Annotated in this window: 18 protein-coding genes and 1 pseudogene; 14 read left to right on the top strand and 5 right to left on the bottom strand. The window is 29.5% G+C overall.

Translation table 11 applies throughout. From position 1 onward, the window contains the following. Positions 1–71 precede the first annotated feature (71 nt). Complete coding sequence (locus IPH62_04955) at positions 72–329, top strand: hypothetical protein (GenBank protein MBK7104612.1); 258 nt, start codon at positions 72–74, stop codon at positions 327–329. On the opposite strand, the gene IPH62_04950 is transcribed toward IPH62_04955, so the two are convergent. The 5 genes and pseudogenes from IPH62_04950 to IPH62_04930 all read right to left on the bottom strand — a co-directional run bounded on the left by IPH62_04950 (position 326) and on the right by IPH62_04930 (position 3,780). Beyond that, positions 326–1,012: a DNA alkylation repair protein gene (locus tag IPH62_04950; protein MBK7104611.1), complete on the bottom strand. Its 687-nt coding sequence runs from the start codon at positions 1,010–1,012 to the stop codon at positions 326–328. The two genes, IPH62_04955 and IPH62_04950, sit on opposite strands and share 4 nt — an antisense overlap. Then, positions 1,005–1,844, bottom strand: a complete 840-nt coding sequence (locus IPH62_04945; GenBank protein MBK7104610.1) for a hypothetical protein — start codon at positions 1,842–1,844, stop codon at positions 1,005–1,007. The genes IPH62_04950 and IPH62_04945 overlap by 8 nt, the downstream gene beginning before the upstream one ends. After that, positions 1,841–2,587, bottom strand: a complete 747-nt coding sequence (locus IPH62_04940) for an SdiA-regulated domain-containing protein (GenBank protein ID MBK7104609.1) — start codon at positions 2,585–2,587, stop codon at positions 1,841–1,843. The genes IPH62_04945 and IPH62_04940 overlap by 4 nt, the downstream gene beginning before the upstream one ends. A gap of 3 nt (positions 2,588–2,590) precedes the next feature. Beyond that, a pseudogene (locus IPH62_04935) lies at positions 2,591–3,236 on the bottom strand (phosphoribosylanthranilate isomerase). A 4-nt stretch (positions 3,237–3,240) separates the two neighbouring features. Continuing rightward, the gene (locus tag IPH62_04930) at positions 3,241–3,780 is read right to left on the bottom strand and encodes a GNAT family N-acetyltransferase (protein MBK7104608.1); all 540 of its coding nucleotides are present in this window, start codon (positions 3,778–3,780) and stop codon (positions 3,241–3,243) included. A 94-nt stretch (positions 3,781–3,874) separates the two neighbouring features. On the opposite strand from IPH62_04930, the gene IPH62_04925 reads away from it, so the two are divergent. The 13 genes from IPH62_04925 to IPH62_04865 all read left to right on the top strand — a co-directional run bounded on the left by IPH62_04925 (position 3,875) and on the right by IPH62_04865 (position 16,376). Beyond that, positions 3,875–4,087 carry a hypothetical protein gene (locus tag IPH62_04925; protein MBK7104607.1) on the top strand — a complete coding sequence of 71 codons (213 nt, stop codon included), beginning with the start codon at positions 3,875–3,877 and terminating at the stop codon, positions 4,085–4,087. Between the two features lie 4 nt (positions 4,088–4,091). Next, positions 4,092–5,564 (top strand): FAD-binding oxidoreductase, encoded by a 1,473-nt coding sequence (locus tag IPH62_04920; protein ID MBK7104606.1) that lies wholly within the window; start codon positions 4,092–4,094, stop codon positions 5,562–5,564. 1 nt (position 5,565) lies between these two features. After that, a complete protein-coding gene (locus tag IPH62_04915) occupies positions 5,566–7,419 on the top strand; it encodes a tetratricopeptide repeat protein (protein MBK7104605.1) in 1,854 nt (617 codons plus the stop codon). Continuing rightward, on the top strand, positions 7,416–8,669 hold the full coding sequence (gene clpX, locus IPH62_04910; GenBank protein ID MBK7104604.1) for an ATP-dependent Clp protease ATP-binding subunit ClpX: 1,254 nt from the start codon (positions 7,416–7,418) through the stop codon (positions 8,667–8,669). Before IPH62_04915 ends, clpX begins: the two co-directional genes overlap by 4 nt. A 244-nt stretch (positions 8,670–8,913) precedes the next feature. Next, a complete protein-coding gene (locus IPH62_04905) occupies positions 8,914–9,483 on the top strand; it encodes a hypothetical protein (GenBank protein ID MBK7104603.1) in 570 nt (189 codons plus the stop codon). Between the two features lie 10 nt (positions 9,484–9,493). Then, positions 9,494–10,168, top strand: a complete 675-nt coding sequence (locus tag IPH62_04900; protein ID MBK7104602.1) for a hypothetical protein — start codon at positions 9,494–9,496, stop codon at positions 10,166–10,168. A gap of 23 nt (positions 10,169–10,191) precedes the next feature. After that, positions 10,192–11,487 carry a hypothetical protein gene (locus IPH62_04895; GenBank protein ID MBK7104601.1) on the top strand — a complete coding sequence of 432 codons (1,296 nt, stop codon included), beginning with the start codon at positions 10,192–10,194 and terminating at the stop codon, positions 11,485–11,487. Between the two features lie 18 nt (positions 11,488–11,505). Then, the gene (locus IPH62_04890; GenBank protein ID MBK7104600.1) at positions 11,506–12,012 is read left to right on the top strand and encodes a hypothetical protein; all 507 of its coding nucleotides are present in this window, start codon (positions 11,506–11,508) and stop codon (positions 12,010–12,012) included. Positions 12,013–12,015: 3 nt separating this feature from the next. Further along, complete coding sequence (locus IPH62_04885; protein MBK7104599.1) at positions 12,016–12,651, top strand: hypothetical protein; 636 nt, start codon at positions 12,016–12,018, stop codon at positions 12,649–12,651. A gap of 1 nt (position 12,652) precedes the next feature. Then, complete coding sequence (locus IPH62_04880; GenBank protein ID MBK7104598.1) at positions 12,653–13,882, top strand: DUF4900 domain-containing protein; 1,230 nt, start codon at positions 12,653–12,655, stop codon at positions 13,880–13,882. A gap of 123 nt (positions 13,883–14,005) precedes the next feature. Further along, positions 14,006–14,512, top strand: a complete 507-nt coding sequence (locus IPH62_04875) for a hypothetical protein (GenBank protein MBK7104597.1) — start codon at positions 14,006–14,008, stop codon at positions 14,510–14,512. Between the two features lies 1 nt (position 14,513). Further along, positions 14,514–15,149, top strand: a complete 636-nt coding sequence (locus tag IPH62_04870) for a hypothetical protein (protein MBK7104596.1) — start codon at positions 14,514–14,516, stop codon at positions 15,147–15,149. A 3-nt stretch (positions 15,150–15,152) separates the two neighbouring features. Further along, entirely contained in the window at positions 15,153–16,376 is a 1,224-nt protein-coding gene (locus tag IPH62_04865; protein MBK7104595.1) for a hypothetical protein, read from the top strand. Positions 16,377–16,436 lie beyond the last annotated feature (60 nt).

Raw genomic sequence — 16,436 nt, 5'->3', positions numbered from 1 at the left:
AAAAGAAATATTTGTTAAATATTATTTTTTAGTTAATTATTTTTACGATTGTAAAACAATTTGGTAAAAAAATGGCAAAATCAATTTTATTAATTTTAGTTGGAAACAGAAAAGAATCGGCTGTAAAAGTTCAGCAAATTTTAACCGGCTGGGGCTGTATTATTAAAACCAGATTGGGAATTCACGATGGCGTAATGGAAAATTGCAGTGATGAAGGTTTGTTAATTTTGGAATTACATGGAACCGAAGAACAGAAAAATGAGCTTTCCAGAAAAGTTGCAGTTTTACCCGGAGTAAGTTCCAAATTGGTCGAGCTGAGTTTAGATTAAGATATTCTAACTAAAATTTTTTCTGAAGTTAATTCTTTCAGCGCATCTTTCCCAATCCATTTTGCAGATTTGGATTTTGAATTTATTAATTTTTCGGAAACTTCAATTGCTTTTTTATTTAGATAAATATTTCTTTTCCCAATTTGACGCAAAGCCCAATTGACTGCTTTCTTGACAAAATTTCTTTCGTCATCAGATTTTTCAATAATCTTTTGCAAATAAATTTCAAAATCTTCATTTGTTAAATATTTTGAATGAACTGCTAAAGTTGCAGCTAAAGCAAAACCGGCGCGTTTTACAAATTCTTCTTTTCGTTCCAGCCACTCTAAAGATTTTTCAAATGCAAATTCACTTTTGCGGAATAAATTCATGCAGCATTGATCGCACAAATCCCACGAATTAAAATCTTTCACCCAAGAATTCATTTGTGATTTTGTTACAAGTTTTGGATCATCAATAATTGTTGCAAGAATTTGTGCTTCATGAATTTTTGTTTTCCAAAATTCAATTGCAAGATTGTGATTTTTCCCAATTTGCTTTCCTAAATTTCTAAGAAATGGCATTGAAATTCCCAAAGCAAATTCTGGATTGATTCCAAACTTTGCCATTCCTTCAACATTTTTTGGATTTTTATTGTGCCTAAGGATTTTAATTATTTCATCGACAGAAAATTCTTTACTCATATTTAATATTGTCTATTTTAAATTTTCCAAATTTGAATTTACCTTTTTCTAATTCCCATTCAACTTCGCAATAAGTTGGAATTAAAAACGAATTATATTTTTTATAATCAGAAAAATAAATTGTAAAAAGTGATTCTTTATAATTGTCATTCATTGGTCGGAATTTATCTAATGTTTCAATTTTGTTAATTGTTTCATTTTCACTGAAAAATAATTTTGCAACAACCGAAGTTTTGGAATTAGTAAATTTTATTTCAGCAATATTTGAATCGAGAATATTCCAAATTAAATTTTCACTTGGTAAAAGTGAAGAAGGAAAATAAACCGCTTCAGATAAATATTTAAACAAATTTGATTTATCAATTTCAATTCCCCAAGAATCACCAATGGTAACACTTGAGTTTATTTTAATCAAAGTATTCCCTTTACTTTTCAAATAGCTGTCAACAATTTCAATCCAGAAAAATTTTGAATTTCCAATTTCCGCATCCAACAATAAATTAGGTTTTTGAGTTGTAAAATATTCTGCTGATTTTATTTTCAACCAATTTGAATTTTCTTCTGTTTTAATTTCACCGGATTGATTTAGTGTAATAAAATTAGGTATTTGAGAGCTATCATCAATTACAGTTTTGAAATATTTCTTAATTAATTTTGGCTGATTTTCAATTTGTGAGAAGTAAAATATTTTTTTGTTTTTGAAATTTACTGAACTTCTTAATTCATCAATTTCAGAATTGATTGTATATTTTGTGTAAACTTTTCCGCCCCAAAATAAAAACAGAAATAATAAAAACAGAATTGCTAAAATTGAAATTACAATTTTTTTCATGGCAGATTAAAAATGTAAAGAGTTTCTTCCGGATCAGAAATTATATATAATTTATTTTGAGAAAAATTAATTGCAATTCCCTCAATCTGTTTTATACCAACATCATATTTTTGAATTAATTTTCCTTCAGTTGAACATTTGAAAACCGCTTTACTTTCATCGCTGATTATCCAAAGTTCATTTTTAGTTTTATCGTAACACAATCCGGAAAGATCTTTTGCAAAATCAATTTTATTTTGTGAAATAATATTTCCATCTAAATCTGTCTCAATCAATAAACACGGGCTTTTTTCATTAACAATATATAAATGATTATTTATAGAATTGTACTCAATTCCTTCAAATCCCGAATTTGGTTTTCCATAAATATTTAGTGAAAATCTTTTAATTTCTTTTCCGTTGATATGCAAAAATACAACTTCGCGAGTTCTTTCTAAAATTGTTACAATAGTTGTATCGTTAAGAAAAGTAATTCCTTCAAGATCAAATCCATTTAATGAAAATGAATTTAAAACTTCTCCATCAAAATTAATTTGATAAATTTTACTCGATTCATCACTGACTGTCCAAAGTGAATTTGTAATTTCATCAAAGTATAATCCGGATGGTTCAGGAACATTTATTTTTATCTGCGAAACCGGTTTTATATTTCCGCTAATTCCGTTTACATTATTATTTGAATTACAAAAATTTGAAATTGTAATTAGTAGAATGATTGAAAATATTTTAAAAAGTTTTCTCATGTTTTATATCGAATTAATTTTAGTGAAAAATTCTAACAATTTTTGTTTATCTAATTTTCCGTTCGTTCTTACACTTGAACAAAGATCAACGCCATATGGTTTAACGGTTTGAACAGCTTCTATAATATTTTGTGAATTTAATCCGCCGGCTAAATAAATCGGAACTTTTACATTTTCAACTATGGATTTACTAATTTCCCAATTATGAGTTTTTCCGGTTCCGCCTAATATTTTTACTGATAAACTTTGATTTCCGGAATCGAGTAAAATTGCATCAACATCATTTTCAATTGCCAGAGCATCATCAATACTATTTTCATTTTGAACATGCAAAACTTGAACAATTTTTATATTTGGAATTTCATTCCTAATATCCGAATAAATTCCATCAATTAAATTATCAACAATTGGTTTTGCATCTTTTTAATTGATCAATAATTTTTTTTGAATTTTGTTTACTGGTTAGTAAAAAAGTATTAATATTTTGCGGAACTGATTTTGCAATTTCTGAAATTAAAGATTCACCAATAACTCCCGGTCCGCTTGGCATTTCAGAAACTAATCCAATTGACGAAGCTCCCAATTCTATTGCTATTTGAGCTTCTTCCAAACTTGAAATACAACAAATTTTTACTTTTACATTTTTCATAAAATTAAAAAAGTAACGAATTATAAATTTCAAAAAGTTTCATATCGCAAAGTTCACCTTTTATAAATAGATTATCCTTTAAAATTCCTATAAAAATAAAACCGGATTTTAATAAAACTTTTTCCGAAGAAATATTTTCTAATTTACACCTTGCAATTATTTTGTGAAGTTTCATTTCTTCAAATCCAAACTGAATAATTTTTTTTACAGCTTCAGAAACGAAACCTTTATTCCAAAATTTTTGAGCTAAAACAAATCCAATTTCACCGGAATTATTTTCTTTATTCAAATTTACAAAACCAACCGTTCCAATAATTTTAGAATTTTCTTTTAGCTCAATTCCCCACGGTGCGGGTTCGTTTTTATTATAACCTTCGTAAATTAAATTTAAAAATGCAATTGTATCAATTTCACTTTTGTGCGCTTCCCACAAAACATATTTTGCAACTTCGGGATTTTTCGCATATTCGTAAATATCAAATCGATCCGAATATTCAATTTTACGCAAAATTAATCTTTCGGTTTCCAATCTCGGCAAATTTATAAAAAGGTTATCTAACAATTATTTTCCAAATTTTGTATTATAAATATTTAATGGCATTTTTAAAAATATAATTTACAAAACTTTTGGAGATTTTATGGTGAGCAAAGATTTATTAGATATTTTGTGCTGCCCGGAAACTAAAGCCGATTTGGTTCTTGAAGGAAATTTTTTAATTTCTGTTGATAAAGCAACACGAAGAAAATATAGAATTGAAGACGATATTCCCATTATGCTTATTGATGAAGCCGAACAATTGAGTTTGGAAGAATGGACGGAAGTTATGAAAAAACATAACAAACCTTTTTAATTATATGATTGAAAAAATTGATAAATCGGAATTTGAAAATTATTTATGCGATGCAGCAAACATTAAGGGAAATTGTGATAAAGTTTATTTTCCGGAAAGTAAAAATGAAATTGTTGAAATTTTAAAATTAGCGAATAAAGAAAAAATTCAAGTTACAGTTTCTGCGGCAAGAACTGGATTAACCGGCGGAAGTGTTCCGGAAAACGGAATACTAATTTCTCTGGAAAAGTTAAATAAAATTATTTCGTTTGATGAAAAAAATAAATTCATAATTGTTGAACCCGGAATTTTACTTTCGGAACTTCAAAAAATAGTTGAATCGAAAAATTTATTTTATCCGCCAGACCCGACAGAAACAAATAGTTCAATCGGTGGTAATGTTGCCACAAACGCAAGCGGTGCAAGAACTTTTAAATACGGATCGACAAGAAATTTTGTGGAAGAATTAGGAATAATTTTACCAAATGGAGAAGAAATTACTTTAAAGCGTGGTGAAAATATTTCGGAAAATTATTTAGGAAAAATTATCACAAGCGAAAATCATACAATTGAAATACCGATTCCGGATTATGAAATGCCGAATGTAAAACATGCTGCCGGATATTTTGCCAAAAAAAATATGGATTTAATTGATTTGTTTATTGGCTCAGAAGGAACTTTGGGAATTATTACAAGTATAAAACTTAAATTGATTGATTTACCAAAACAAATTCTTTCGATGATTATTTTCTTTAATTCGGAAGATAATAGTTTTTCATTTTTAGCAGAAATTAAAGAAAAGTGTAAAAATGGAAATTCACAAATTGATTTGAGGGAAATAGAATTTTTTGATAAAAATTCATTGAAATTATTGATTAATGAATTTCCAAATATTCCGGAAAATTCAAAAAGTGCAATTTGGATTGAGCAAGAACTTGAAAATAATGAAGATAAAGTTTTAGACGAAATCACGGAAATTATTACAAAATATGATGGAAATTTAGAAAATATTTGGTTTGCAATTGATGAAAACGAAAGAAATAAAATGAAATTATTCAGACACAGTATTGCATTAAAAGTGAATGATATAATTTCTCAAAGAGGATTAAAAAAAGTTGGGACAGATAACGCTGTACCGGATGAAAAATTTTATGAATTTTATAAATATACATGCGGTCTTATAAAAGAAAATAATTTAGATTATGTTGTTTACGGACATATGGGAAATTCGCATTTACATTTTAATATGCTGCCAAAAAGTAAAAATGAACTTGATATGAGCAGAAAACTTTATGCTGAAATTTGCAAATTTTCAACAAAATTGGGCGGAACTATTTCTGCTGAACACGGAATTGGAAAATATAAAAGAGATTTTCTGTTAAATATGTTTGGTGAAGAAAATATATTGAAAATGGCAAAATTAAAAAAGACCTTAGATTCCAATATGGTTTTAAGTCTTAATAATATTTTTAGCGAAAAATATTTGAACGAAGTCTAAAATGCTGAAAGTAAAATACTTAATTTCATTTTTTCTTTTATTTTCAATCTCAATTTTTGGACAAGATAAAAATGTTGAAAATCAAATTCGATTAGCAAAATCTTTTGAAGAAATAAACAATTTTGACGAAGCAAAAAAGATTTATGAAGATTTGTTAATTCAAGAACCTCAAAATTTCATTTTTTACAAAAACCTTCATGATTTACTTATTAAAATCAAAAATTACGATGAATGTAAAAATCTAATTGAAAATCAAATTCTTCTAAATTCTCAAAATATTGATTTATACGGCGATCTCGGGTCTTTATATTATTTAACCGGAAAAGAAAAAGATGCTTTTGAAACTTGGGAAAAGGGAATTTCGCTGAATTCTGAAAATGCATTTAGTTACAGAATTATTGCAAATTACTTAATTGAAAATCGTTTGATTGAAAAATCCATTGAATATTTGGAAATCGGTAATTCCAAATCTGAAGATCAAACAATTTTTTCGTATGATATTGCGAATTTGTATTCCGTAACAATGAAATTTGAGAAAGCCGCAGAAGAATATTGTAAAATTATTGTTTCAAAACCAAACCAAATAGCAATTGTAAAAAATAGGATATTGGGTTATATAAATTCAACCGGAGCGGAAGAGCCAACTTTACGAATTATTGAAAATCATTACGATAATTACGAAAGTCAACAATTTTTGGAATTACTAATTGATCTTTATCTCAAAACAAATAATTTTGCTAAAGTTTTTGAAAACGCAATTAAATTTGAAAAAGAAAATACGCATAACGGGTCTTATTTATTTAATATTGCAACAAGAATTTCACGACTTGGAAATCATGAAATTGCGGCAAATTCTTATAAATACATTTTGGAAAACTATCCACAAAGTCCGTTAATTCCGCAGACGGAAATTAGTCTTACGAGAGAAATTGAGTTTAATCTGAAAAATAGTTTATCAGCAAAAGATAGTTGGAAGAAATATAATAATTATAAATTTGAGCAAAAAGAAGTTGAAAATTTAATTTCCTCTTACGAAAATCTTACTAAAAAATATCCGAAAGATAATGTTGGAATTGAAGCTGAATTTAGAAGTGGAATAATTTATCAAGAATTTTTGGGAAATTATAAAAAGGCAGATAGTATTTTTCAAAATATCATTTCGGAAAACAAGGGAAATGTAATTATTCCGGAAGTAAAATTTAGATTAGCAAAATTAAAACTTCAAAATGATAGTTTGAATGCGGCTGAAAATATTCTTAATGAAATTTTACTATTTAAAATAAATGACCAAAATTTGCAAAAAGAAATAAAATTTTTGTTGGCAAAAACTAAAATGTGGAAAGGTGAATTCAGCAAAGCGATTTTGCAGTTTAATGAAGTAAAGGAAAACTCGGAAGATGAAAACACGAACGATGCACTTCAATTATTATTGCTTTTAAACACATTTAAAAATGATTCGATCAATTTATTTTCTTACGTAAATGCCGATTATTTAATTGAGAAAGAAAAATATTACGATGCTTCTATCGAATTTAAAAAATTAGCAGAAAATAAAAATTTAATTTTACTTAAGGATTTTGCTTCAGTTAATTACGCAGAATTATTATTATCATTGAATAATTATGAAGAAGCTGTTATCTTTTTGGAGGAAATTTCAAATTGTGACGAAGATAACATCTATAAGGATAAGATTTTTTACTTATTAGGATCAACGTATTATTATGGTTTAAACAAAACGGAAAATGCATTAAAAATATTTGCAAGAATTTTTAACGAATTTCCAAACTCAATTTATTCTGGCAAATCCAGAAAAATAATTTCAGAAATTAATGATGGGGGAAAAGGTAACATATGAGCGATTTGCATGATCATAAAGTTGTAAAATGTTCATTTTGCGGAAGAGACGGAAACGAAGTAACAAGCATGGTAGCCGGACCGGATGTTTACATTTGTGATATTTGTGTAAAAACAAGTGTGGATATTTTAAAAAATAATTTAGCCGCTTATAACAATAAAGAAACTTCAACAAATTCTTTAACTCCCGATATGATTAAGAAAAATCTTGATGAATATATTATTGGTCAAGATAAAGCTAAAAAAGTAATTTCTGTTGCGGTTTATAATCATTATAAAAGAATAAATGCAGCATCATCAATGTTTGATTTTGACGATGTAGAAATTGATAAAAGCAATATTCTTTTAATTGGTGCAACCGGAGTTGGTAAAACTTTAATTGGAAAAACACTTGCCGGAATTTTAGATGTTCCGTTTGCAATTGCTGATGCAACAACTTTAACCGAAGCCGGATATGTTGGAGATGATGTTGAAACAATTTTAGTTCGTTTACTACAAGCTGCGGATTATAATTTAGAAAAAGCTCAAAAGGGAATTATCTACATTGATGAAATTGATAAAATTTCGCGCAAAAGTGAAAGTGTTTCAATAACAAGAGATGTTTCCGGTGAAGGAGTTCAGCAAGCTCTTCTAAAAATTTTGGAAGGAACAGTTGCTGGAGTTCCACCGCGCGGCGGAAGAAAACATCCTGAACAAAGTTTAATAAATATTAATACAAAAAATATTTTATTTATTCTCGGCGGCGCATTTGATGGAATTGAACAAATTGTCGGATCGCGCTTAAATAAAAATACAATGGGATTTTCAGCTGCTCAAGATGAAGAAAAAGAAATTATTAAAGATGAACTTTACTCAAAAGTTGAACCGGAAGATTTATTAAAATATGGTTTAATACCGGAATTAATTGGCAGAATTCCAATTATTGCTCCTTTGCATTCATTAAATGAAGAAGCGTTAAAAAGTATTTTAACAGAACCAAAAAATGCAATTCTTAAACAATACAAAAAATTATTTTTAATGGAAGGTGTTGAATTAGAATTTGATAAATTAGCAATTGATTCAATAGTTAAAAAAGCGATGGAAAGAAAAACCGGCGCAAGAGCTTTAAGATCAATTGTAGAAACTACTTTGTTGGATATTATGTATGAACTTCCGAATTTAGATAACGTTGAACGATGCTTAATCACAAAAGATACTGTTGAAAATGGCGATACACCAATTTATTACGAAGTTGATAGAAAATCCGCATAACATATAATTATGATAATTTGAAATTTAAACCCAGCAGAAATGTTGGGTTTTTGTTTTTAAAATTCAAACTTTTTTGATTCAGTAAAGTGTATTTAATTGAATCAATATGATACAAAAAAATCATTTTTGTGATTTGAAACAATCCAAACCTAAAATAAACCTCACTTTTTAAGCTAAAATTCAAATTTTCAGAATGGCATCAGAATTGATTTAACCGCATGTTGTAAAACAAAATTATAAAAAGATGAATACTGGACAAATGATGATTACAATGGCGGCAATGATACTGCTGTCAACAGTTATACTTAGTGTAAACAAAAACGCATTAAATACTACTTCTTCAATGACGGAAAATAAATACCAGATTCTTGGTGTTTCGCTTGGAACGGCTTTAATTGAAGAAGCATTTAGTAAATCTTTTGATGCATATACTGCAAGAGATCCAATTACGGGTGATGCTGAAAAAGCTGATAATTTATCAGACCTTACCAATTATTATAGTCTTGGACCAAGTCCTTCTGAACGAAAAAGGAGAAATTTTAACGATTTTGATGACTACAATGGATTTGTTGAAAACACATCAAATGCTTCAATGGATTCAGTTTATTCCGAAACATTAAAAAATGAAATTTCAGCAATATTTAAAGTTGAAAGTGATGTTTATTATGTAGATCCATCAACTGACAGTGAATTGAAAAAAGTCAATTATAGAACTTGGCACAAAAGAATGGATGTGTTTGTAACAAGTAAATTTCTTAATGAAGGGAAAGATACGGTAAAATTATCTAAAATTTACAGTTACTTTTATTACTAATGGAGAACCAATGGGATTTTCAACGTTATTAGACATTATTGGCTCAACAATGATAGGTGGAACTATCTTATTAATTTTATTTAGGATGAATGATTCAGCTGTAGAAAACCATTATTTAAATAGTGGTGAATTAATTGTTCAAACAAATTTAATATCGGTTGTTGAATTGTTAGAATATGATTTAAGAAAAATTGGATATTGTCAAAATTGGGAAGATGCCCCAGTTCCAAGTGAGGCTTTATTAGAAGCAACTGATACGAGTATTTCATTTTTAACCGATGTTTCTACAACTGTAAATCAATTTGGAGATGGGAATATTGATACTTTGCGATATTGGGTTGGATCACCAAATGATGTAGATGTAAGAAAAACACCTAATCCTAAAGATCGAATGTTATATAGACAAGTTAATGGAGAAGCTCCATTATATTCTAATATGGGGGTAACACAGCTTAAAATAGTTTACTTTGATGCATTGGGTTATGAAATACCTGTATCAGAACTAATTGTGAGTGCAGCAGCAAAACAACCACTTGGTGTAATTACAATGCAAATTGATATAACAGTTGAAAACACCGCAGCATATGGTGATATGGAAGATGAAGAAAATGAAGTTTACTCAAAAGATAAAAGTGCATTTTGGAGACAAATTAGACTTGCAGCACCAAGTTTAAACAATAGATAATTTCTGATAGGAGTATTAAATAGATGGGTGGAAAAGCAATATTACTTGTTGTAATTTCATTTAGTTTGATGTTTACAGTTGTAAAATATAATTCAACTAATACAACGGCTCAAGCCACAGAAAGACTAACCAGTTATTATGTAAAAACCAATGCACATAATATTGCATCAAGTGCTGCAAACATTGCAGCTAATGAGTTATTTAGAAATCCAAATTGGTCGGGATTTGGCCATGATACACTTTATATGAATGGCGGATATGCTGTTCTTACTGTAAATAATCCTGTAAATGCAAAAGCAAAATTTGATGCGAAAGCAGTTTATAGTTTTTTCTATGCTGGCGAAAAAATAACTGAAGAATCAAGAGTAAATTTTATTTTAAATGCTACAAACTATTCAAGGTTTGGTTATTATACAAAAAATTGGGGTACTGGTTATTTGGTTACTGGTGATACAATTGATGGTCCCTTTCATACACAAGGAAAGTTAAATACACTTGGATCACCGGTTTTTCTTGGAAAAGTTACTACAAAAGCCGGATTAAAAATGGTTGGTAATTCATATGGATATGGAGCAGCAAATCCCGAATTTAAAGGAGGTTACGAAACACCAGTTGATGTTCCATTTACACTCAATACTTCTGCCCTTGAAGGTATTGCTACAAGTGGTGGAAAATTATTCAATGATCCTAGTGGACACAATTTAGACGTTAGGTTAAAATTTAATTCTGATGGAACTGTTGATTGGAGTACAAAAAAAACCGGAACTTCAAGTTGGACAACTCCAGTTAATGCAGATTTAGATACTCTTACAACTAATGGAGTTATTTGGAATAAAAAAGGGAATATCTATTTATCTGGAACAGTTAATGGAAAATATACTGTTGGAACAGCCAAAAGTGGCGGCTCGACGGGAAATGTTTATTTAGAAGATGATATTGTATATCGTAATGATCCTCTGAAATTTGTCTCTGGAGGAACAACTGTTACAAATCCAGATTGTGAAGATATGCTTGGTATTGTTGCTGAACAACAAGTTGTAGTCAAAGACAATGCAGCAAACAGAAATGATATAAATATACATGCTGCACTTTTTAATTATGGTGGTGGAATTTCAGTTGAAGGAATAAGTTCTTCAAAACCAAATATGGGTAAAATGAGAATTCATGGAAGTTTAATAGAAAATACTGCTCAAACAACTGGTTACACAAATGGTGCTGGATACAACCAAGTAATAAAATATGATAAACGATATAGACATTCTACACCTCCTGCATTTCCCTCAACAACATCATATGAAATTGTTTCTTGGTTTGAATAAATTAAATGAAAATGTAAAATGAATACCGGACAAACGTTAATTACAATTGCAGCTTTAGCATTAGTTGTGCTGACAGTTTTGAACTTTAACAAAAGTTCGCTCAACACTCAGGATAATTTAATTTATAATAAAGAATATATTCTAACAACAACCGCTGCGCAATCTTTGCTTGATGAAATAAGTAATAAAGCTTTTGATGAAAAAATTATTAGTGGTGCTGTAATTACAAATGCTTCTAATTTTTCTTCTGCGTTAACATCCGAGTCCGGTGAGGCATATCCAAATTTTGATGATATTGATGATTTTAATAATTTTTCAAAAAAAGATTCAGTTGAAAATTTTGGAGTTTTCAATTTTAAAGTAAATGTAAATTATGTTAATGATGATCTTCAATATTCTGCATCAAACACTTACCATAAAGCTGTAAAAATCAAAGTTACAAATACAAATTTAAAAAATCCGTTTACTGGAATTGTAGATACAATTGCAATATCAACAGTATTTAGCCAATGGAAAATGTTATAAATTATGGGATTTAGTACATTAATTGACATACTTGGAGCAATGATAATTGGAGCATTAATGCTCCTAACAATAAAAGCGTTTAACGGTAATGTTAGTGAAAATACAAGCAAATATCATAGCGATTTAATTGTACAGCAAAATTTAGTTTCAATAATAGATTTAATTGAATATGATTTTTCCCGATTAGGCTATTGTGAAGATCCGACAAAAATTCCCAATCCGGAAAATATGATTCTTTATGCAGATTCCACTGCTATTGAATTCTGCACAGACCTTGCTTTAAACTCTTCAGATTTTAGAGGAGATGGAATTCTTGATACTTTGCGTTATGAATTGGGTGATGATGTAAATAAAACTCCAAATCCTAATGACAAATTATTATACAGATTTATTCCGGGTTTTGATAAAGATGCATCAAATTTGGGAATTACACATTTTTCAATAAAATATTTTGATAATTTCGGCAATTTACTTTCCCATCCGATAAATGCACAAATAATTGCTTCAATGCAGATAGATATAAAAGTTGAAGACTGTTACGGATATGATACAGATAATTTAGAAAAAGAACATAGTGAAAAATACCAAACGGCATTGTGGCGCCAAATTCGTTTAGCAACCAAAAATATAAGCAGGTAATATGGGAGGAAAAGCAGCCTTATTATTAGTTTTAGGATTCAGCAGCATACTTTTGATTATTGGATTGAATTTTAATTCTGTATCCGGATCCGCTGCAGATAATTCGGGTAAATATTTTGAATTGGTTACGGCAAAAGAAATTGCGCGAACCGGAATAAATTTAGCCGCAAGTAATATTGCAAAAAATCCCGGCTGGCAGCCAGATGGAAATCCATATAGTTTTTCCGGGGAAGAAAATTTAATAATAAGTGTTAAAGATACGGGTGATGTAAAAACTATTACTGCAATTGGTGAATATAAAGGCATAACTAAATTAATTGAAGTAAAAGTAAGAGCTGCAAGCTTTTCAGAATTTGCATATTTTTCCGATGAAGAAGCTCCGACCGGAGAAGAAATTTGGTGGACAAAAAAAGATTCGGTTTGGGGACCTTTTCATACAAATGATGTACTCAGAGTTTCAAAACATCCATATTTTAATGGTCCATCAACTTCGCATGGCGGCTCACTAATTTACCAAAGCGATGCTGCTGCAGATGAGCCGGTAATTGTGGGAGATTACAATCCCGGGTTAACAATTTCTTTACCGATAGACGGAGTTTCCGGATTATCAACAAAGGCATCTGGAACTGGCGGTTATGTTTTTTCGGGTCATCCCGAAGTTTTCTTGGAATTTGCCGGAGATAGTTTGAAATATAAATTCAATGCTGCCGATGCATATACAACAGTATTAGGGAGTGATCTTTCTACATCCGGAATTATTTACGTAGAAAATGGTAATCTGAGGTTACAAGGTACGGTAAAAGGAAAATGGTCGGTTGGAACAAATAAATCTGTTTATTTAGACGATGACATAGTATATAATGATGTTCCGGATTTTACTGATAAAAATGATCCTTCAAATGATTTATTGGGAATTCTTTCTAAAGAAAATGTTTATGTTACAAATAATGCAGAAAATTCCAGCGATATAAATATTCATGCCTCAATTTATGTTGAAAACGGCGGTTTTCAAGCAGAAGATTATAAGACAAGACCCGTCAGCGGTTATATTAATTTAGTTGGAGGAGTAACTCAAAAAACAAGACAAGGTGTTGGTACTTTTAATTCAAGCTCCGGAAATATAGAAAGCGGGTTTGCTAAAAATTATCGTTATGATAGCAGATTACAAAGAATGGTTCCTCCATATTTCCCGAGTACAAGTACTTTCAGAATCCTTTCTTGGTTAGAATAGTACATTATTATCTCTTTTTCAAAGTAAAAATTTAAGCAAGTTTTGGATTGACTTATATCAATTTGGTTAATTTAAATCAAATACTTGACGATAATGTTTTATAATTAATAGAAAAATAACTATATGAACACCGGGCAGATGTTAATTACGATTGCTGCATTAACCTTAGTTGTTATAACAACGCTAAATCATAATCGAGCGTCATTAACAACTCAAGATAATATGATTTATAATAAAGAATTTATTTTGGCAACTTCTGTCGGACAATCTATTTTAGATGAAATTAGTGGAAAAGCATATGACGAAGAAATTATTAAAGGAACTAAAATTCTATCGGCAAATAATTTTTCTTCAACTTTGGGAAAAGAAACTGGGGAAAACTATCCCAATTTTGATGATGTTGATGATTATAACAATCTAGTAAAAATTGATACTATTCCAAATATGGGAGAGTTTACTTCCTATGTCTATGTAGATTATATGAATGATGATTTGCAAGTAACAACTTCAAAATCTTTTAATAAAAGTGTAACAGTAAGAATAACGAGTCCAACACTCTTAAATTATTTTACAGATAAACCAGATACAATGACAATAACTAGTTTATTCAGTCAATGGGTGATGTTATAAAATGGGCTTTTCAACGTTAATTGATATATTAGGTGCTGCTATAATTGGTGGAATGGTTTTGCTTTCCGTAAGAGCTTTAATGTTAAATTCTTCAGAGAAATCAAATCAATTCCAGAATGAATTAATTGCTCAGCAAAATTTGGTTTCAATTGTAGAACTGATAGAACACGATTTTGCAAGAATTGGATACTGTGAAAATACCGATAGTATTGAAGCACCTGAAGATATGATTGTTTATGCAGATTCAACAAAAATTTCATTTAAAACAGATTTTGCACAAGGTTTTCAAAATATAAGAGGTGATGGAACTAAAGATATCTTAACCTATGAATTTGGTCCAACAATAACTTCTACGCCTAATCCGTATGACCGACTATTGTACAGATATGCAAAAGGCGAAACTAAAAACGGTAGCAATTTAGGACTAACAGAATTTAGATTAAACTACTTTGATAATCTTGGAAATGAACTTTTGCATCCTATTGATACAAAATTAATTTCGTATATTCAGATTGATCTTAAAGTTGAAGATTCTTACGGTTATGATACAGGGAACGATGAGAAAGTTCATTCAGAAAAATATCCAACAATTTTTTGGCGACAAATTAGAGTTGCTGCAAAAAATATGAGCAGGTAAAAAATGGGCGGAAAAGCTGCATTAATATTGGTTCTTGGTTATAGCACAATTATTTTAATTATCGGTTTAAATATGAATAATATTTCAACAACCGCGGTTGATAATTCTGCTGGATATTATGAAAATTCATTTGCTAAGGAAATTGCTCGAAGCGGAGTAAATTTTGCTGCAAGTAATTTATCGAGATCCTCAAGTTGGGAACCAAGTTCTTCTCCATACAGTTTTAATGGAATTGAAAATCTTGCAATTTCAGTTAGAGATTCCGGTGATATTAAAATTGTTACATCAACTGGAACCCATCAAGGTAAATCAAAAACTATTGAAGTTAAGATTGCAATGGCTAGTTTTTCTCAATATGCATATTTTTCCGATGTTGAAGGTGATGTTTGGTGGAGTGAAAAAGATTCTGTTTGGGGACCTTTTCATACTAATGATAATATCCAAGTTCAAGGTCATCCTTATTTTGCTGGTCCATCAACTTCTCATGGCGGCACAATGAAATATTATACTAATAAAACAAAAGATTCTCCAACGATTATTGGAACATATTCACCTGGACTAACAATTGATATTCCCACTGACGGAATTACAAACTTGGCAGCTTATTCAAGTGCTGGTGGTTGTGTATTAAGCGGCAGTGAAATTAATGTCGAATTCAAAGGCGATAGTATTAAATATTCAACTACAAATCCAAAAAAATACAAAACTGTTTTGGGCAGTGATCTTGCACCAAATGGAGTTATTTATGCAAAAAATGCAGATGTTAGAATTGAAGGTACAGTTAAAGGGAAATGGTCTATTGGAACTAATAAAAATGTTTATATAGAAAATGATATTGTTTATGCAGATCAACCAGATCCAATGGATAAAAATGACCCTTCGCAAGATTTATTAGGTATTATTTCTCAAAATAATGTAATAATAAGTGATAATATTGCTAATCGTTCAGATGTAAATATAAATGCCGCAATTTATTGTCAAGACGGAAGTTTTACGGTTGAAAATTTAACAACAAGAGCACTAAGTGGTTCTATTAACTTAATTGGGGGAATAACTCAAAAAACAAGAGGTGGAGTCGGTACCTTTATTGTTAATAAGTTTGGAAAAGTAATTGCATTATCTGGTTTTTCTGAAAAGGATTATAAATATGATAGCAGACTTTTAAGAAAAGTTCCTCCTTATTTTCCAAGTACAAATACATTTAAAATTCTTTCTTGGCTTGAATAAAAGAAAAATTACTTCACCAAAAATCTTTTCAAATTATTGATAATTTAATATTTTATAAAA

Source organism: Ignavibacteriota bacterium (genome assembly GCA_016708125.1).
GTDB lineage: Bacteria > Bacteroidota > Ignavibacteria > Ignavibacteriales > Melioribacteraceae.
Note: the sequence above shows the minus strand (reverse complement) of the source record. Positions and strands in the feature narration are given on the sequence as shown.